A 17,853-nucleotide genomic window follows, 5' to 3' on the forward strand; every position below is an offset into this window, starting at 1 on the left:
CTTTCATCATCCACCTTTAAGCTTAACGCCTAAAAAATGAAAATCTTATTTACCAAAAATATAGACCGCAATGTGATATCCAAAGAATTAGGAGATGATATTGTGGTTGATTGTATTGAGGTAATTAAAACAACTCCAGTACAGGTAAAACCCTTTGACCTAAAGGATAAATCCCTGATCTTCACAAGCACAAATGGCGTAGATTCGTTTTTTAAAAATGGCTTTACTCCTAATGAAGATTTCACAGCGAAAAATTATAACAAGATTTACTGTGTCGGCGAAAAAACAAAAAAAGAAGTACGAAAACACGGTTTCGGAACTTTTAAAGTATTGAAAAATGCCGATACACTTTCCAAATTTATCACCGGAAAATGCCAGCATGAAAACTTCCTGCATTTCTGTGGTAACCTCGCCATAAGTGTTCTGGATAATGATCTTCCGCTGCAAAATATTAAATATAAAAAAATTACCGTTTACAAAACGGAAGAGATCAATCCGAAGATAAATGAAAAATATCATGCTGCTGTTTTTTTTAGTCCGAGCGGAGTTCGTAGTTTTGCAAAGCAGAATTCACTAGAAGATATGATCCTGATATCCATTGGCGAAACGACTTCCCGGGAACTCAGAAAACACACTTCAGAAAAGGTTTTAACTTCGGAGGGAAACAATCTTTTATCCGTTCTTAAACTGATTCGAAACAAAATTGTAAATAAAGACTGATATATAATTGTTGATTGGCAACAATGTTATTTAATAGATTATGATTAAAAACGACCTATATTTAAAAGCGCTTCGCGGAGAAACCGTAGAAAGACCTCCGGTATGGATGATGAGACAGGCCGGAAGATATTTGCCGGAATTCATTGCCCTGCGTGACAAATACGATTTCTTCACAAGATGCCAGACTCCAGAGCTTGCTTCCGAGATTACAGTACAACCGATCCGACGATTTCCTCTGGATGCGGCCATTCTGTTTTCAGATATTCTTGTAGTTCCGCAGGCAATGGGAATTGATTTTAAAATGAAAGAATCTGTCGGGCCATGGCTGGATACTCCTATCAGAACGATGGAGCAGGTTCAAAACGTTGTGGTTCCGGATGTGAATGATACTTTAGGTTATGTTTTTGATGCGATTGAATTAACACTACAGAAGTTAGACAACGAAATTCCGTTGATCGGCTTTGCTGGTTCTCCATGGACGATCCTTTGCTACTGCGTGGAAGGAAAAGGAAGTAAAGCTTTTGATATTGCCAAATCTTTCTGTTTCCAGCAACCGGAAGCCGCACATTTATTATTACAAAAAATTACAGATACCACGATCGCTTACTTAAAAAGAAAAGTTGAAAAAGGCGTTTCTGCTGTACAGGTTTTCGATTCCTGGGGCGGAATGCTTTCTCCTGCAGATTACCAGGAATTCTCTTGGAAATATATTAACCAGATTGTTGAAGCATTAAGCCCTTTGACTCACGTTGTCGTTTTCGGAAAAGGATGCTGGTTTGCGCTGGAAGATATGGCACAGTCTCCGGTTTCAGCTTTAGGTGTGGATTGGACAATCACTCCGGAATTTGCACGAACGCTTACTAATCATACGATGACCCTTCAGGGAAATTTTGATCCGGCAAGATTACATTCAACTCCTGAAACGATCAAAAAAATGGTGACTGAAATGATCAACCGTTTTGGAAAAGACCGATATATTGCCAATCTTGGCCACGGAATTTTACCAAATATCCCGGTGGAAAATGCAGAGGCGTTCATCAGAGCGGTGGTGGATTGGAAACCGACCATTTAAACTTAAACTTTCCAAAATAAAATATTATCCCTTTCAATTTCTGGAAGGGATTTTAATTTAAATATTTTTTATACATTTGATTATCAATATTTCTAAAATGGATATTCAAACTAGAAAACTAAATTTTATACAGGATTTCCTCAAGCTTCAAAGCGAGGAAGCAATCGCTCAGTTTGAAAAATTAATGAAAAATACTAAAAGTGTAGACCCAAAGAATAATCCTCAGCCATTTACAGTGGATGAATTGAATGAAAGAATTTCTAAGTCTGAAGAAGACTTTAAAAATAAAAAATTCAAAACGACAACTGAACTGCTTTCAAAGTATAATGGAATATGAAGTAATATGGTCAGAATTTTCTGAAAAGCAAATTGATGACATTTTTAATTATTATCAGCAAACTTCCCAAAGCTATCAGGTTGCATTAAAAATTGTGACAAAAATTCTTTTAGCTCCTGAAAAATTAAAGAATAATCCTAAAATTGGTCAGAAAGAATTTTTATTGGAGCAACGTAATGTTGAATATCATTACCTCTTAGAATCTAATTATAAGATCATTTATTCCATTGACGAAGAAAGATGTCATATTAAAATTGCAGACGTTTTTGACACAAGACAGAATCCTGAAAAAATCAAAAGAGAAAAATAAAAATATCCTTTCAGCCGCATAGTTGAAAGGATATTTTTTATCTCTATAATAAAAGCGTTTAACTTAAACTATCACTTACAGTAAACGTTTCCACAGGCTTCGAAATCTGATCTGCAAAATACTGTTCCAGCTCTTTCAGGGTTTCAGGATTGGTCTGAATATCTTTCACAAGCTGACCCTTATTCACTACAACAATTCGGTTGCAGACTTCGGTTGTATGCGAAAGATCGTGGCTGGAGATCAGGAAGGTCACACCATCTTGTTTTGATAATTCTTTAATAAGATTTTTAAGTTTAATCTGAGTCGACGGATCCAGGTTGGCAAAAGGTTCATCCAAAATAATAATCTCGGGACTACCTAAAATGGCCCCTACGATTCCTACTTTTTTCTGATTTCCTTTCGAGAGGTCACGTACATATTTTCCCGAATTTAATATTTCTCCGTTGAAAAGATCATGAAACTGCTTAAGGAAATCATCCACGGAAGCCTTATTCTGCCCTCTCAGTTCGCCGATAAAGTAGAAATATTCTTCGGGTGTCAGATAGCCGATAAGGAAAGAATCATCTACAAATGCGGAAACTTTGTTTTTCCAGGCTTCGGATTCGTTTACTTTAATTCCGTCAATGCTTACAAATCCTGTCGTTGCCTGAATGAGATCCAGCATCAGACTGAATAATGTTGTTTTTCCGGCACCGTTGTTCCCTACAAGCCCGAAGGTTTCACCATTAGGAATTTCAAGATGTTCTATATTTAAAACGGTTGCTTTTCCGTATGTTTTTGATAAATTCTGTATTGTAATCATATTAGTCTTTGTTTTTGAATGCTTCCAGTGTACTGTATTTTTCTACCTTATAATGTTTAACGATAATATCGAATATTTTCTCCCGTATCAGAAATCCGATCAGTCCCATGATCGCCACACTTACAACGCCTGCTTCAATTCCGTAGAAATGTTGCACGATTCCGAATACGACCATCGGCAAAAACATTTTGGGAATAAGCAGAAGCAACGACTTCATATTGAAGCTGTTCTTTTGCCCGAATCTTTTTTCTTTAGCATTGAGGTCGATCTGCATTTTATTGAAAGCTCCCGACCAAAGGGTAAACTGTGAATTCACCCCGATATTATAGATTCCCGCCGCAAAAAACGTGAGATACATTTCCCACCCGAAGTAAGCATAGCAAATTGCCAGTATCATTGAAATCCCGGTAACAATATTCATCAACCACCACTTTGCCTTTAAATACTCTTTATAAGGTACATTCAGGGTCATCATCAGCGGATAATAAGAACTGTCGAATGCAGGCACTCTTTGCCCGAACAGAAACTGAAAACCTCCGGTTACAAATAGCCCCATAAACATCATCATAGCCGGTGTTTTATAAATAGGCGAAGTAAACATCAGCATTCCATAGAAAAGAAACAGCAGGCTTCCCCAGACAATTCCTTTTGTGACTTTATTTCTCTTCAGCATTTTAATATCATTGTTAATAAATGTTCCGATAGCGCCATATTTATTAAGGAAAGCAATATTCTCGGTTTTTCCGACAGTTTTCTTTGCCTCAAGTCCTTCATCAAGATAAAATACATTCCGGATATGATTAAAACAAACTTTCCATAAAGCAATGAACAGAACGGCGGGAATAACCGCAAAATAAGGACTGTCATAGAAACTATAAAAGCCCTTTTCAGAATATTCCAGCGTTGGAATAACGTTATAGTAAGTAAGGCCGGCGATCGCTGCAATGACACAGCCTACCGCAATAGCAATGGTTTCTTTATCGTTAAAAAGAATATTGATGAAATTATTCAGGTAAAATAATAAAGAGATTCCCACAAACCACCCCAGAACACCGACTACACTATATCCGTTAAAAACGGCAATTATAGAAAAGGTAACAAAAAACAATGAATTCAGCCAGCTGAAAGCCGATAAGAAGGTCTTTGCAAACATGTAGTTGACCAATGTTTTCTTAGAAATATTCAATGTCAGGAAGGGCTTGATATTCTGAGTAGGCATTTCCTGCCATATATATTTTAAAATAAGATCAACCGCCCAGGCAGCAATCATAAACCGGGATATGATCTTCAGCGGATCCTGATGGATCTCCTCCTGAATATAGAAAAAAGCGCCGAATGCACCGCCTACCAGACATACCATAAAGTAGAGAATCCCGATAAAACGAAGAATTTTCATCGCCAGATTGATGCCTAAAGAACTGCCACGAAAAAAACTCTTGATTTCTAACCTGAGAAATTTTAAAAACATAGTTATCTTTTTTACATTAGTTCATGTAAAGATACAATTGTTACAACGTTTAACTTTAATCAATATGTATTTTTACAATAATCAAAAACAATTCTGTTTTGAATCACCCAGCTTCTCCGGAGATTGCAAACAGCTTGCTTACGTCTTCAAGCGGTATCCGTTTGTTTAAAACAATTTGCAGGTAACCAACGGAGATCTCCGGAAGTTTCCCACAAGTTGCAGGAAACCAAAGAACATCTCCGGAGGTTTCAAACATATTTGTTTGTACTCTCCGGAGATTTTTAATTTAATTATATAAAATTCCTACAGAATGACAAATAACTTGAATATGAATGATTTAACGCATAAAAAAGGACCTCTGAAATATCAAAAGTCCTCATTATATTTTTATTACAAAATTATCCTATCAGCTCTTTTGCCTGGGCCAGTGCCGCTTCCGTAATTTTACTTCCTGAAAGCAATTGGGCTATTTCATTGAGCTTTTCTTCGTCATTCAGAGGAACGATGGTAGATTGGGTTCTACCGGAAATATCCTGCTTCAGGACTTTATAGTTGTTATTTCCTTTTGCGGCTACCTGTGCCAGATGAGAAATGACGATCAATTGCATATCTGTTGACATTTCGCGCATAAGGTTTCCTATTTCTTCGGCAACTTTCCCGGAAACTCCGGTGTCGATTTCATCTAAAATCAATGTTGGAAGTTCGTCACTTTCGGCAATAATCTTCTTTACGGCCAGCATTACTCTGGATCTTTCACCTCCTGAAATAGCGGTCTGGATAGGCTTTAAAGGAAATCCGGAATTTGCCTGAAATAATAATTGAATATTTTCCTTTCCGAATTGATTGAATTCTGGGGAGTTTTGCAATTCAATATCAACCCTGGCTTTTTCAAGACCAAGCTTTTTTAGTAATTCTTCTGCTTTTTTAATAAATACAGGAACGTTTTTCTTTCTGTTTTTTGAAAGTTTTTCGGCAAGGTTCTGCAACGTTTTTTCTTTCCCGGAAATATTCTTCGTGATATCGGCAATCTGGGTTTCCAGATCGGAAGCACCCTGCTGCTCGTTCGCCAGATGATCTCTGATTTGTTTTAATTCAGAAATATCAGAAATATTATGTTTCAGGAAAAGGGAATTGATTCTGTTATTTAATTCCGCCAGCAATACCAAATTTTCAGGATTAATTTCAATTTTCTCAGCCTCATCTTCAAGCTCGGAAATAATATCTTTTAATTCCACAAAAGAGGTTTCCAGTCTTTCGTCAAGCTCAGCAAAGCTGCCGGATACTTCTGCAATTTTTGATAATTTATTTTTAGCCTCATTAAAGAAAGATAAGATCCCGACTTCTTCCTGGTGAAACCTTGACAGTACCTGCGCAAGATTATCGGAAATCATTTCAGCATTTTCCTGAATGGAAAGCTGGTCCTGAAGTTCTTCATAATCTATATCATCCAAGTGAAGCTCTTCAAGCTCATTAAGAAGAAATGCTTTATAATCGCTTTCTTTATTAGCTTCCGAAAGTTGTGCCTGAAGCTTTTTAAGCTGAATCTTTAAACTTTGGAAATCAGAAAATTCATGTTGATAATCGTTGATGATCTGTTTATTATCAGAAAGTCCGTCAATAATTTTAAACTGATATTCTGCGGTAAAAAGATTGGATGTTTCAAACTGCGAATGAATATCGATTAATTGGGAAGACAATTCTTTTAGAATATCCAACGTGACAGGAACATCATTAATAAACGCCCGTGATTTTCCTGAGGGAAGAATTTCTCTTCTGATAATGGTCTGATGTTCATAATCAAGATCGTTCTCGATAAAGAATTTTTTAAATTGATTATTGAGAGAAAATTCTGTTTCAACAATACTTTTTTCTTCCGCCTTTGAGATGGATTTCACATCTGCCCTTTCGCCAAGAATCAAGCGTAAAGCCCCGAGAATAATAGATTTTCCGGCACCGGTTTCTCCAGTGATCACCTGTAAACCATTGTGAAGAGATACTTCAAGAGTATCGATCAGGGCAAAATTTTTAATATAGATTCTCGAAAGCATTGATAATAGCGATTATTTAGCTATTGCAAATATAGAACTTTAGATTTCAGAATTCAAGCGAAGATTACTGTTTCCATTTGTTCCATCTGGATTCTATATTTTTTGGAGAAAGGATGATCATTTCATTTTTCAGATCTGCCAGAACAATTCCTCCATTATTCCCCGAATTGAAAAGATTGAATATTTCATCAGCTTTCGTATCCATAAAAAGATTGAAATAATAAGCCTGCTGAAAGCTATTTTCATATTGTTTAAGCTGCATGAGGGCATCAAAAATCACTTTCTTTGCGGCAGTCTGATCCTGGTTAAAAAGATTATCCAGCCCTGCTCTGTGATAAGAATAACTGGTAGAACGCAACTGGCTCCAGTTCGGGCTCAAAATTTCTTTGATTAAAATAGAGCGGCTTCTGGGTTCATTTATCTGCTTCCAGCCGTCATACGTATTCTGCGATTCTCCGTTCTGGGCAATCTGCTGAGCTTTCTGGAACCATTGCGTTCCTGCCATTGACTGAAAACTGTCGGCATCAACTCCTAAAATTATATATACATAGAAACTGACAACATCAATAAGATTCTTACCTGAAAACTGTCTTTCATTGAAAATCAGGTTCTCATTTTCTACGTAATCAAAAGAAAATCGCTGATCCTGAAGGTTGATAAGGGGAGATTCGTAGGTCGTGTTAAAAACCGGGCGCACAGCCTGGACAACAATAGTTCCTTTGAAACGATTTCCGTCTCTTTCGCTGATAACGATCGCAAAATTGGACTTTATTTTTTCAAAGTTCTGAAGTCTCTTTCCCGTCCAGCTCGTATTATTGATAAAATCCCGAAGGCTTTTCTCCAATGCTTTGTATGCCGACTGGTTACTCCCTCCCAACTGCTGCGAATTCACCTGAACGGTAGCCAGCAACTCCTGAGAAAAACTGAGATTACACAAAAACAGAAGTAAAAATATGCTTATAATTTTTTTCATTTTTCTAGTAAAGATTGAGAACGGAAATTTATTAAATTTATTTTAAAAGTTGAGTTTCAACGAAATCCAAAATATCTTTGGCGACATGCTCTTTAGATTTCAAATCAAATTCTTTCTTTTCTGTTGGGGTAAATATTTTTATTTTATTGGTATCATTTTTAAAACCCGCGCCTTCGTCACGAAGTGAGTTTAAAACAATCATATCCAGATTTTTCTTTTGTAATTTAGCTTTGGCATTTTCCTCTTCATTTTGAGTTTCGAGTGCGAAACCTACCAAAAACTGATGGGTTTTCTTTTCACCCATGGTTTTAAGAATGTCAGGATTTTTAACCAGTTCAATTGTTAAATGATCATCATTCTTTTTAATCTTTTCTTTAGCAATTTCCTTGGGTGCATAGTCTGCAACAGCAGCACTTGCAATTCCGATGTCAGCTTTATCATAGAATTCAAAAACCTTTTCCAGCATCTCTTTTGCTGAAATTACTTTATGAAGTTCAATATTTTTATGATCTGTTTTTTCAGAACTCGGCCCGGAAATTAAAATAACTTTCGCCCCTCTTTTTGCAGCTTCTTCCGCTAAAGAAAACCCCATTTTCCCGGAAGAATGATTTCCGATAAATCTTACAGGATCAATGGCCTCGTACGTTGGTCCGGCTGTAATTAAAACCGTTTTTCCTTCCAGCGTTTTTTTAGTATTAGAATTAAAAAAGTCTTCAATTGTTTTGGTTATGGTTTCAGGTTCAGACATTCTGCCCTGCCCGATCAATCCGCTTGCCAGCTCGCCATTTTCTGCAGGAATAATAATATGACCAAAACTTTCAGCCAATTCCAGATTCTTTTTTGTAGAAGGGTGTGCATACATATCCAGATCCATCGCAGGCGCAATAAAAACAGGACATTTTGCAGACATGTAAGTTGCAATAACCAGATTATCACACATCCCGTGAACCATTTTCGATAAGGTACCTGCCGTACAAGGCGCAACAATCATTACATCTGCCCATAAAGCCAGTTCCACATGACTATTCCATGTTCCGTTGTCACTATAAAAATCTGAATACACAGGTCTTTTAGACAATGTTGAAATACTTAGTTTGGTCACAAAATTTTCTGCATCCGGCGTCATGATTGCCTGTATTTTTGCACCTTTTTTAATAAAATCTCTGATGAGAAAGTGAATTTTGTAAGCTGCAATTCCTCCGGAAATTGCGATGAGAATTTTTTTGCCGGAAAGACTCATTCAATTTTAATTTTTAAGAATACTAAATTACTTATTTTTTCTTACAAACCTGTTCAAACAACAAAGGTCATAAAGAAAAGATTTCCTTTATGACCTTTATATATAAAAAACACATTGATTCTTATTTTCTTTCTTCAGTTTTTCTGAAGTAAACATCTTCGTTCAGCCATTCTTCGATCGCAATGGAAGTCGGTTTCGGAAGTTTTTCGTAATGTTTTGAAATTTCGATCTGCTCTCTGTTTTCGAAAACTTCTTCCAATGTAGAATTGTGCACAGCGAATTCATCAAGCTTATTGTGAAGTTCCGTACGGATTTCAGCGTTGATCTGCTCTGCTCTTTTTCCCATGATAACAATCGCTTCGTAGATTGAGCCTACTTTGTCTTCAATCTTATCCTTATCGTAAGTAATGGTATTTACTTCTGCTTTTGTATCTTTTACACTCATTTTGAGAATATTAATTTTAATTTAGTTCGCAAATTTACGAATTATCTTTGAATTTTGAAAGTCGCTGCCGGCGGAGGTGTATTAATCGTTGCACTATCTCTACGGATTTGGGTTGCTTTTTTCTCTGCATCTACCTGATCTTTCATCTGCTGCTCTGTTTTTGTTTTTTCTGCATTCTGAGCTTCCAGCTTTTTCTGTCTTTCAGTTAAGGTAGCGATTCTTGCTTCAGTCTGCTTTTTAACAACGGCAAAATCTTTTTTCTCTTTTTCAAGCTTCTCTTTGATGTCCATTGCAGTTTTGGCAACATCTGTATTCGGCATTTCTTTTTCTATCTGTCTTGTAAACGCAAGCGCGCTTTCAATACGCTCATCTTTAAGATCATACACGGATTTGTTTGCCAGCTCGTAGCGTGATTTTACAATGTAATCGTATATCTCAGGACGAAGTTTTGTACTTGGAAAATCTTCCAGTACGTTTTCAAAAGCCACGTTTGCAGCTTTATACTCTCCCATTTTATAGTATTGTCTTGCATTCTCATAAGCTTTGAATTCAAGCTTGTAAGAAAGTTCCTCAATAAGTGTATTGATATTTTTAGATCTTTCAGAATTCGGATAGTTGTTCAGAAATTCCTGAAGTTCGTTGATGGCAGACTGTGTGGTAGACTGATCCAGATTATAATCCATCGATCCTTCGTAATAACACAGAGCCGACATATAAGCCGCTTCCTCCGCTCTGGGATCCTTAGGAAAATTTACAGCAAAATTTTTAAACTGATTTCCTGCCAGTCTGAAATTCTTATCATAATAGTTGGCATAGGCCGTATTGAACCCTACATTGGTTACATCATCGGTTCCTGCTACCAGATTTGTAAGCCTGTCATAAAGTGCCAATGCATTTTTCCATTTCTTTTTAGCAAAATTTTCATTGGCGGTTTTTAGGATGAGGTCTTTATCCGCGCTTTTCATTGCTCTTTCCTGTTTGCTTACGCATGATGCTACTACAGCTACAGCAAAAAGTCCTAAAATATATTTTTTCATATAAAAAATTCAACAGTTTTCGGATTTTACATCCGATTTACTAATTTGCAAAAATATAACTTTTTTGTCAATAGATTTTTTTTTATGATTATTTAACGTAAATTTAGTCTGCTGCGTATCCTAAAATGGCAAAAACACTCATTAAAAGATTCATTTTCACTTTTTTTTCTGCTTCTTTAGCGTAGGTTTCTTCATCTTTGTTGGGTACATAAAGCTCGTAAAAATTTCTGTTACGGATAACAAATAAAGTAGAACCAATAATAGACGTCAGAATATCTTCAGGTTTTGGCGTAAAGGTAAATACTCCTGATGCCACCCCTTTTTTGATAACTTCGTCAAGTTTTTTAACAAAAAGCTGATAAAAATCCATAAGTTCATCTTTCAGATTTTCTGTATGACGAAGCTCCTGTGTTACAAATCCGTGAAAATAATTGTATTTAAATAATTGAGCAACAATATATTTAATAATTTCTTTCATCTGCATTTCCGGTTTTCCATCTTTAATGGTATCCGCAAATTCAGAAAAATTTTCTCTTGTTTTCAATACTCTGTACTGATAGAGATACGACATCATTTTTTCTTTGGAACCGAAGTAATAAGAAATCATTGCAACATTGATATTCGCTTTGGAGCAGATATCTCGCACCGATGTGCCTTCATATCCTTTTTTGGCGATCAGCTCTTCGGCAATGTCTAAAATGTGTATTTGTTTTTCTGTAAATTTTTTCCTCATGAATTGCACTTTGAGTAAAGTTAAGAAATTTTTAACATATTTATAAACGTTCGTTTAAGAATTTTATATTAAATCTAAATTTATAGTATTTTTGAATATGAATTTTTTTGATTTTCATCATCATAAGAAAAATAACTCTTGCGGAATCTACAACCTCAACTGGAAAAGCACACCAACAAATTTTCCTTATTCTATAGGAATCCATCCTAAAGATATTGATACTGAAAACATTGATAGTCAATTCAACTGGCTTCTTTCAAACATTACTGAAAACTGCTTTGCCATCGGAGAATGCGGCCTTGACTCTTTTGTTGATACGGATATGAAAATTCAGGAAGAAGTTTTTTTAAAACAGATTAAATTGACCAATGAAATTAAAAAGCCAATCATCATCCATTGTGTGAGAAAATTTTATGAAGTAATTTCGTTTAAGAAATATGCGGAACAGCCGATGATTATTCATGGTTTTAACAAAAAAGGAAGTGTTGCAGAAGACTTGTTGAAAAATAATTTTTACCTGAGTTTTGGAAAAGCAGTTTTGTATAATTTATCTTTGCAAAATACTTTGAAAATGATTCCTTTAGATAAAATATTTCTGGAAACCGACAACGAGAATTTCAATATCGAAGAGTTGTACGTAAAAGTTTCTGAGCTAAAAGGCATTTCACTGGAAAATTTAAATAAACAAATTACAGAAAATTTAGAGACAATAAAAAATGGATAAAAAGTGGTTGGAAAGAACAGAACTTCTTATTAAGGAAGAAGGTTTGAAAAAGTTGAATAAAGCGACTGTTCTGGTTGTAGGATTAGGAGGTGTCGGTTCTTTTGCAGCAGAATTTCTTGCCAGAGCCGGAGTCGGGAGTATGACGATCGTAGATGGCGACACAGTAGATATCACCAATGTCAACAGGCAATTACCAGCCCTACATTCGACCGTAGGAAAGCACAAGGTGGAAGTTGTTGCGGAGAGGCTTCTGGATATTAATCCTGATCTTAATTTAATAAAAATCAATGAATTTCTGAATCCTGAAAGAATGGACGAAGTGCTGGATTCTGCAAAATTCGATTATGTTTTGGATTGTATCGACAGTGTTACGCCGAAGCTATGCCTGATTATTGCCGCTAAAAGAAGAAGAATAAAAATTGTAAGCTCAATGGGAGCAGGCGGAAAAACCGACCCAAGCAAAGTGATGGTAAGAGACATCAGCAAAACCGAACACTGCCATCTCGCAAGGCAGGTAAGGAAAAGGCTTAAAAAAGAAAAAATCGATAAAGGAGTACGCTGTGTTTTTGCCAATGATATTCAGGATGAAGATAGTTTAAGAATGACCGACGGCACTCAATACAAGAGATCTTTTTACGGCACCATAAGCTATATGCCTGCCATTTTCGGGTTATATGCTGCTTCAGAGGTTATCAATTATTTAATTAAGAAAGATTAAATTTATGCTATTTAAACGCATTCTGCCGTTGCTGCTACAGATCAGCCATTAATCTTATTGCAGCTTATCACAATTAGAAACATGAAAAATTGCATTATATTTACAGTCCGTAAATGACAAACTTCAAATATCCCAAAGCCGAAAAGCTTAAGAAAAATTCCGAGATCTCTTTACTTTTTGAAAAAGGTAAATGGAGGACGAATGGGAATTTGAGAATTATTATCCTTAAAAATAAGCCAACAACTCCTGTTGAAGCCACAAAATTTGCGGTTTCAGTTTCTAAAAAATATTTTAAAAAAGCGGTTCACAGAAATAGAGTAAAAAGACTTTTGCGTGAATGTTATCGTCTTCATAAAGATCTTTTTAGAGAGGCTTTTGGAGATCAGACACTGGCAATGCTTTTCTGGGTATCGCCTGAAATACCGCAAAAATTTCAGGATATTGAAGAGCAGTTCATCAAGCTTTGCCAAGCTCAGAAAAAAAGCTGAAATACAAAAAGAAATCGTTGCATATAATAAAAAATAACAGGCAGAAAAATTCTGCCTGTTATTTTTTTATAATCGTTAAAAAAGGAATTTATCCTTTTGTTCTGAAATCTTTAATTTCCTGAATTCTTTCTTCAAAATACTCTTTTTTCGCAGGTGTTTTTTTAATTAAAATTTCAAACGCTTTGATTGCCTTTGTATAAAGCTTTTGCTCGAAATACAAATTAGCCAGAGTCTCTGTCATCAAATGAGAAATATCGTCTCCTTTTTCCCTGACAATGAAATTACTTTCTTCTTTGAGCTGACTGATCTTAGGATTGTTTTCAATAAAACTTTCAATAACCTTATTCTTTACTTCTATTTTTTCCTTTTCAGGCTCCTCTTGGCGGTCAATTTTCAGCCAGCTCTGCCATGTGTTGATGAATCCAGGAACGTTACTGTCAATAGGACCGGATGTTTTATTTTCAGCAGTATTTGCTACAGGAGCTTTGGTAGATTGTTCCTCTGCATTGATGATCTGCTCGCTTTCTTTTTGTTCGTCTTTTTTCTCAGGCTGAGGAATCGACCAGCCGGAACCAAAGAAAGAAACATTCATAACAGGTGCTTCTTCTTTAGTTGCATCCGTTTTTTCAAAAACATTGTTTTCTTCCTGTGTTTTTTCTGATGTTTCTACATCTTCAGAATTCTTATCCTGCAATGGTTCAGAAGGATTTTCTATTTCAGGATGAATCTCGTTTTGAACTTCATTTTGTACCTGTTCTTGGGAAGTTTCTTTTAAAGATATTTCCGGTTCAGGCTGAGTGATTTCTTCAGGTTTACTGAGTAAAGCATCAGGAAGGTTCGTTTCAAATGACATAGGCTTCCATGCAGAATTTACTTCGGGTTCGGGCTCCTGAATATTTTCTGGCGCTTCATCTTTGGGCTTTATTTCAGGCTGTTCAATTTCAGACTTTATCTCTTTGGTTTCATCCTTCGCATTTAATTCTACCGGTTTCACATCAAAGCTTTGAGTTTCTGCAAAACTAATGTCGTGACCAATATTTTCCGGCTCTTCCTGCTTTTGAGTTTTTTCGGAAGCAGCTTTCTCTTTCATCTTTCTCTCAACTTCTTCAATGAGACGGCGCATTTCATCTTCATGTTTACTGAAGTTTGGCTGAGGAATTTCCGGTATTTTCTCTTCCGTATTATTAGCCTTTATTTTTACCTCGGGCAGGAAAGATTCCATGCCGTGAAAACTTAATTCAGCATTATCGCGAACAGATTCTTCTTCTTTCAACGATGAGATTTCATCTTCATTGATAATGGTTTCGGGAGTAAAATCTGCCGTTTCTTCCACATTTAAATCTAAATCCTTTTGTTCCGTAAAAGTTTCTGTATTCTTTTCAAGGTTTTCCTCAGATTGATTTGCTGGAACCTGAACATCAGAAAGAAAAGGTTCCGTTTCATGGAAACTCAGGTTAGATTCATCAAGAATATCCTTTTTTTCAGTTTCGGAAGGTATTTTTTCTTCCTCTATAATTGTTTCAGGGGCAAAGCTTTCTGCTTCCGAAATCTCGGTCCTTCTTTCTTCCCGAAGGTCTGTGGCAATTTCATCAGATTGCGGCAGTTCACTTTTCTCAGTTTTCTGCGTAATGATAGAACCGGATTCTAAGGTAGCTTCAAGATCAATAGTTTCCACGCTTTCATCTTCCAGGAAATTTTCTTCTCCTTCAAATAAAATTCTGTTGCGCTCTCCTTTAACAAAAACTTCTTTAAATTCAGGCTTTGGAACAGGTGGCACTCCAAAACTTTCTTCACTTTTTTGGATATTATCTGTCTGCTCTTCAATAACCTCTTCAATACCAGAATCATCCTCTCTTTTCAAAGGAAAAGCCGAAGCCTTGGATTTCAGTAAAAGCTGAAACGGATTTCCAGCAGGAATTTTCTTTTCCTTTACCGTTTCAGCCGGCTCTTCAACTTTTGGTTTCTGCTGAATTTTTCCGTTAATCAACTGATAAAGAATTTTCTTATCTGTAGTGTAAGCAGCCGTGGTGGAAAGCACTCTCTGATAATTATCCTTATCATAAAGATGCACTCCATACAAATATAACGCTCTGATATTTTGAACATAGGGAAAAGAATTAATTTCCTCTTCCAGAAGATGGAGATCTTCTGACTGTATGTTTTTCGGGGTCTTTAATAATTCTAAAACTCTATGATTCATCTTACCAGTTCGCTACAATGTCGTTAAATATCTTATTAATAATCCTGTCGGTCGCAATTTTCACCTGAGAGCTTTCGATTTCTGACTGTGACAAATTACTGTTAAAAACCGCTTCATCAGAATACGTTCTGTCGAAACTTACGTCCGGGTGAATTTTGTTTTCATAATGCACTTTTACGGTGATCGTCAGCTTATTCTGAGATTCCTGCACAGTTCCTCCTGTAGTTGTAGCCACTGTAGTTGAGCTGATTGTCGTAGGGGTAATGGAATAATCCGTAATCTCTCCTTCTACCAGAATATCAGGACTTTCTTTCGTTCCTTTTAAAGTCGTTCTCTGTAAAAACCGGTTCTGAATATCGGTTGAAAACTGCTGCGAAAGTGTCGGATTCACCAAAGGAGCATTATTCGGGAATTCGTTGATCTGAATCGTCTTTTCATCAGTAAGAGATGATCCCGTGAAACTGTAGCAGGAATTCAGAATTCCTACACACAGCAATAAAAACCAGAAACCTGGTTGTTTAACTTTGATATTTTTAATTTTAAAATTCATTTTTAATTCCAATTTCCTGAATTTCATCATAAGTAACCTGCTTCATTGCATCTTCAAACGCAAAATAATTGCACACATATACCAATGGTAATGTAAAAATAAGACCGATGAAACAAGCTATAACTCCTAGCTGTCCTAAAATTCCCACGACAAGAGAATATAAAAAGATAGACAGCAGATTGCCTTTTCCCATTGTAACAGACATATTCCAGGCTGTTTTTACGTCTGTTACTCCTCCCAAAGAAATTAATGCCGGCATATAAAATGCTTTCAAAGAAACTATTAAAATGGCAATATAGATCACAAAAGCATAAACCATAAAAAGTAATGGCGGCCCCGCAGAAGGATCTCTGTCTGCCATCATAGGTAACATGAAAAGCATCGGAATATAGATAAGCAAAATTGCTCCGACTAAAATTAACTGCATGATAAAATACGGCGTAAAGTTGTCGAAATTAAAAATATCTCCTGCACTTACAGGCTTCCCGGCTTTCAGGTCTCTGCAGTATCTGTAGAAATTACCGACTGCCAATAATCCGCAGAAGGGAATAATACACATCAGAATACACAATAAAAACGCTCCCAAAATATTTCCGAAATTGTTTTTTAGAAATTCAAAGCCATTGCTGATGTACTCACCAAGTTTAAAGTCAACCGGTTTCGCATTAATTTTTATCATGATTTAATTTTTAATTTTATTCTTCTAAATTATATTGTTTTATTTTTCTGTACAATGTTCTTTGTGAAATCCCCAGCTCGTCCGCAGCTTTATTCCTCCTCCCTTTATGCTTCTCCAAAGCTTTGATTATCAAATCTTTTTCATTATTCTGAAGGGATAAAGATTCCGGTTTGTTTTCCTCGATCTCAATATCTTCAATATCTTCATAGCTGTCGTCCTGTCCTGAAATGATCGTAGGATTCTGGATAACCGGAACATCATTATTTTTATTTTCAAAAAATAATAAAGAATTCGGAGCAACATTCTGTTGATTTTCAGGAGTATAAATCCTGTTAATCAGATTTTTTTCATGATTGCTGAGATCAGAATTATCGCGGTTCTTTATCAATTCCGAAGTTAAGGATTTTAAATCATTAATATCGTTTCTCATATCAAAGAGAATCTTATACATGATCTCTCTTTCACTGCCGAAATCGTTTTGTTTCTGATTATTAGGAGTATTCACAACCATCGGAAGGTGTGATTCCATCGGAATATACTCTGTCAATTTTTCTACGGTAACCTTTCTGTCTCTTTCAACTACGGTCATTTGCTCAACCAGATTTCTCAGTTGGCGAACATTTCCCGGAAAGGTATAATTTTCTACGTAATGAACTGCTCCCGGCTCCAGCTCCAATTCCGGCATTCTGTATTTTTCAGCAAAATCAATAGCAAATTTCCTGAATAACAGATGAATATCTCCTTTTCTTTCTCTTAAAGGCGGCATATCGATTTGAACGGTATTCAGACGATAAAACAAATCTTCGCGGAATCTTCCGTCCTGAATAGCCTTCATCATATTCACATTGGTAGCCGCAACAATTCTTACATTTGTTTTCTGAACCTGAGAAGACCCCACTTTCATGAATTCGCCACTTTCCAACACTCTCAAAAGGCGCACCTGTGTCTGCAGAGGTAATTCTCCTACCTCATCCAGGAAAATTGTTCCGCCGTCTGCTACTTCAAAATATCCTTTTCGGGTTGCAGTAGCACCTGTAAATGCACCTTTTTCGTGTCCGAACAATTCAGAATCAATGGTTCCTTCCGGAATAGCTCCGCAGTTTACGACGATATAAGGCTGATGTTTTCTTTTAGACTCCGAATGGATAATTTTAGGGATAAATTCTTTCCCGACACCACTTTCACCAATTACAAGGACGGAAATATCTGTTGGAGCCACCTGAATGGCTTTTTCTAAAGCTCGGTTTAGGGCCGGAAAATTCCCGATAATTCCAAAGCGGTTTTTTATGTTTTGTAGCTCGTTACTCAT

General features: G+C 36.2%; 20 protein-coding genes. 7 read left to right on the top strand and 13 right to left on the bottom strand.

Going from position 1 to position 17,853, the window contains the following annotated elements; all coding sequences use genetic code 11:
- Nucleotides 1-36 precede the first annotated feature (36 nt).
- The 4 genes from ACWNCI_RS13945 to ACWNCI_RS13960 all read left to right on the top strand — a co-directional run bounded on the left by ACWNCI_RS13945 (nt 37) and on the right by ACWNCI_RS13960 (nt 2,439).
- A complete protein-coding gene (locus tag ACWNCI_RS13945; RefSeq protein WP_449388760.1) occupies nt 37-720 on the top strand; it encodes a uroporphyrinogen-III synthase in 684 nt (227 codons plus the stop codon).
- 40 nt (nt 721-760) lie between these two features.
- On the top strand, nt 761-1,792 hold the full coding sequence (gene hemE, locus ACWNCI_RS13950) for a uroporphyrinogen decarboxylase (RefSeq protein ID WP_449388761.1): 1,032 nt from the start codon (nt 761-763) through the stop codon (nt 1,790-1,792).
- A gap of 97 nt (nt 1,793-1,889) precedes the next feature.
- Nucleotides 1,890-2,129: a hypothetical protein gene (locus tag ACWNCI_RS13955; protein WP_346983753.1), complete on the top strand. Its 240-nt coding sequence runs from the start codon at nt 1,890-1,892 to the stop codon at nt 2,127-2,129.
- Nucleotides 2,119-2,439, top strand: coding sequence for a type II toxin-antitoxin system RelE/ParE family toxin (locus ACWNCI_RS13960; protein WP_346983752.1), 321 nt, complete (start codon nt 2,119-2,121; stop codon nt 2,437-2,439). The genes ACWNCI_RS13955 and ACWNCI_RS13960 overlap by 11 nt, the downstream gene beginning before the upstream one ends.
- 58 nt (nt 2,440-2,497) lie before the next feature.
- Here ACWNCI_RS13960 and ACWNCI_RS13965 read toward each other — a convergent pair whose 3' ends face one another.
- From ACWNCI_RS13965 to ACWNCI_RS14005, 9 genes are all read right to left on the bottom strand, one after another.
- Nucleotides 2,498-3,241, bottom strand: coding sequence for an ABC transporter ATP-binding protein (locus ACWNCI_RS13965; protein ID WP_346983751.1), 744 nt, complete (start codon nt 3,239-3,241; stop codon nt 2,498-2,500).
- 1 nt (nt 3,242) lies between these two features.
- Nucleotides 3,243-4,709 (bottom strand): DUF5687 family protein, encoded by a 1,467-nt coding sequence (locus ACWNCI_RS13970; protein ID WP_449388762.1) that lies wholly within the window; start codon nt 4,707-4,709, stop codon nt 3,243-3,245.
- A gap of 103 nt (nt 4,710-4,812) precedes the next feature.
- Nucleotides 4,813-4,965, bottom strand: a complete 153-nt coding sequence (locus ACWNCI_RS13975; protein ID WP_449388763.1) for a hypothetical protein — start codon at nt 4,963-4,965, stop codon at nt 4,813-4,815.
- Nucleotides 4,966-5,107: 142 nt separating this feature from the next.
- Nucleotides 5,108-6,757: a DNA repair protein RecN gene (locus ACWNCI_RS13980; protein WP_449388764.1), complete on the bottom strand. Its 1,650-nt coding sequence runs from the start codon at nt 6,755-6,757 to the stop codon at nt 5,108-5,110.
- Between the two features lie 64 nt (nt 6,758-6,821).
- The gene (gene porD / locus ACWNCI_RS13985) at nt 6,822-7,730 is read right to left on the bottom strand and encodes a type IX secretion system protein PorD (protein WP_449388765.1); all 909 of its coding nucleotides are present in this window, start codon (nt 7,728-7,730) and stop codon (nt 6,822-6,824) included.
- A 37-nt stretch (nt 7,731-7,767) separates the two neighbouring features.
- A complete protein-coding gene (coaBC, locus tag ACWNCI_RS13990; RefSeq protein ID WP_449388766.1) occupies nt 7,768-8,970 on the bottom strand; it encodes a bifunctional phosphopantothenoylcysteine decarboxylase/phosphopantothenate--cysteine ligase CoaBC in 1,203 nt (400 codons plus the stop codon).
- Between the two features lie 121 nt (nt 8,971-9,091).
- On the bottom strand, nt 9,092-9,415 hold the full coding sequence (locus ACWNCI_RS13995; protein ID WP_034681463.1) for a DNA-directed RNA polymerase subunit omega: 324 nt from the start codon (nt 9,413-9,415) through the stop codon (nt 9,092-9,094).
- 41 nt (nt 9,416-9,456) lie between these two features.
- A complete protein-coding gene (locus tag ACWNCI_RS14000) occupies nt 9,457-10,452 on the bottom strand; it encodes an outer membrane protein assembly factor BamD (RefSeq protein ID WP_449388767.1) in 996 nt (331 codons plus the stop codon).
- A gap of 103 nt (nt 10,453-10,555) precedes the next feature.
- Nucleotides 10,556-11,185: a TetR/AcrR family transcriptional regulator gene (locus tag ACWNCI_RS14005; RefSeq protein WP_346983746.1), complete on the bottom strand. Its 630-nt coding sequence runs from the start codon at nt 11,183-11,185 to the stop codon at nt 10,556-10,558.
- Between the two features lie 97 nt (nt 11,186-11,282).
- Between ACWNCI_RS14005 and ACWNCI_RS14010 the strand changes: the two genes are divergently transcribed.
- From ACWNCI_RS14010 to rnpA, 3 genes are all read left to right on the top strand, one after another.
- The gene (locus tag ACWNCI_RS14010; protein WP_449388768.1) at nt 11,283-11,909 is read left to right on the top strand and encodes a TatD family hydrolase; all 627 of its coding nucleotides are present in this window, start codon (nt 11,283-11,285) and stop codon (nt 11,907-11,909) included.
- The gene (locus ACWNCI_RS14015) at nt 11,902-12,627 is read left to right on the top strand and encodes a tRNA threonylcarbamoyladenosine dehydratase (RefSeq protein WP_449388769.1); all 726 of its coding nucleotides are present in this window, start codon (nt 11,902-11,904) and stop codon (nt 12,625-12,627) included. Before ACWNCI_RS14010 ends, ACWNCI_RS14015 begins: the two co-directional genes overlap by 8 nt.
- A 113-nt stretch (nt 12,628-12,740) precedes the next feature.
- A complete protein-coding gene (gene rnpA / locus ACWNCI_RS14020) occupies nt 12,741-13,115 on the top strand; it encodes a ribonuclease P protein component (protein WP_449388770.1) in 375 nt (124 codons plus the stop codon).
- A gap of 88 nt (nt 13,116-13,203) precedes the next feature.
- Here rnpA and ACWNCI_RS14025 read toward each other — a convergent pair whose 3' ends face one another.
- The 4 genes from ACWNCI_RS14025 to ACWNCI_RS14040 are packed head-to-tail and all read right to left on the bottom strand — an operon-like array spanning nt 13,204 to nt 17,853.
- On the bottom strand, nt 13,204-15,315 hold the full coding sequence (locus ACWNCI_RS14025; RefSeq protein WP_449388771.1) for a hypothetical protein: 2,112 nt from the start codon (nt 15,313-15,315) through the stop codon (nt 13,204-13,206).
- A 1-nt stretch (nt 15,316) separates the two neighbouring features.
- A complete protein-coding gene (gene lptE / locus ACWNCI_RS14030) occupies nt 15,317-15,865 on the bottom strand; it encodes an LPS assembly lipoprotein LptE (protein WP_449388772.1) in 549 nt (182 codons plus the stop codon).
- Nucleotides 15,855-16,544 (bottom strand): hypothetical protein, encoded by a 690-nt coding sequence (locus tag ACWNCI_RS14035; RefSeq protein WP_449388773.1) that lies wholly within the window; start codon nt 16,542-16,544, stop codon nt 15,855-15,857. The genes lptE and ACWNCI_RS14035 overlap by 11 nt, the downstream gene beginning before the upstream one ends.
- A gap of 16 nt (nt 16,545-16,560) precedes the next feature.
- Nucleotides 16,561-17,853: a sigma-54 interaction domain-containing protein gene (locus ACWNCI_RS14040; protein WP_449388774.1), complete on the bottom strand. Its 1,293-nt coding sequence runs from the start codon at nt 17,851-17,853 to the stop codon at nt 16,561-16,563.

It is taken from the genome of Chryseobacterium lineare, assembly GCF_977014045.1.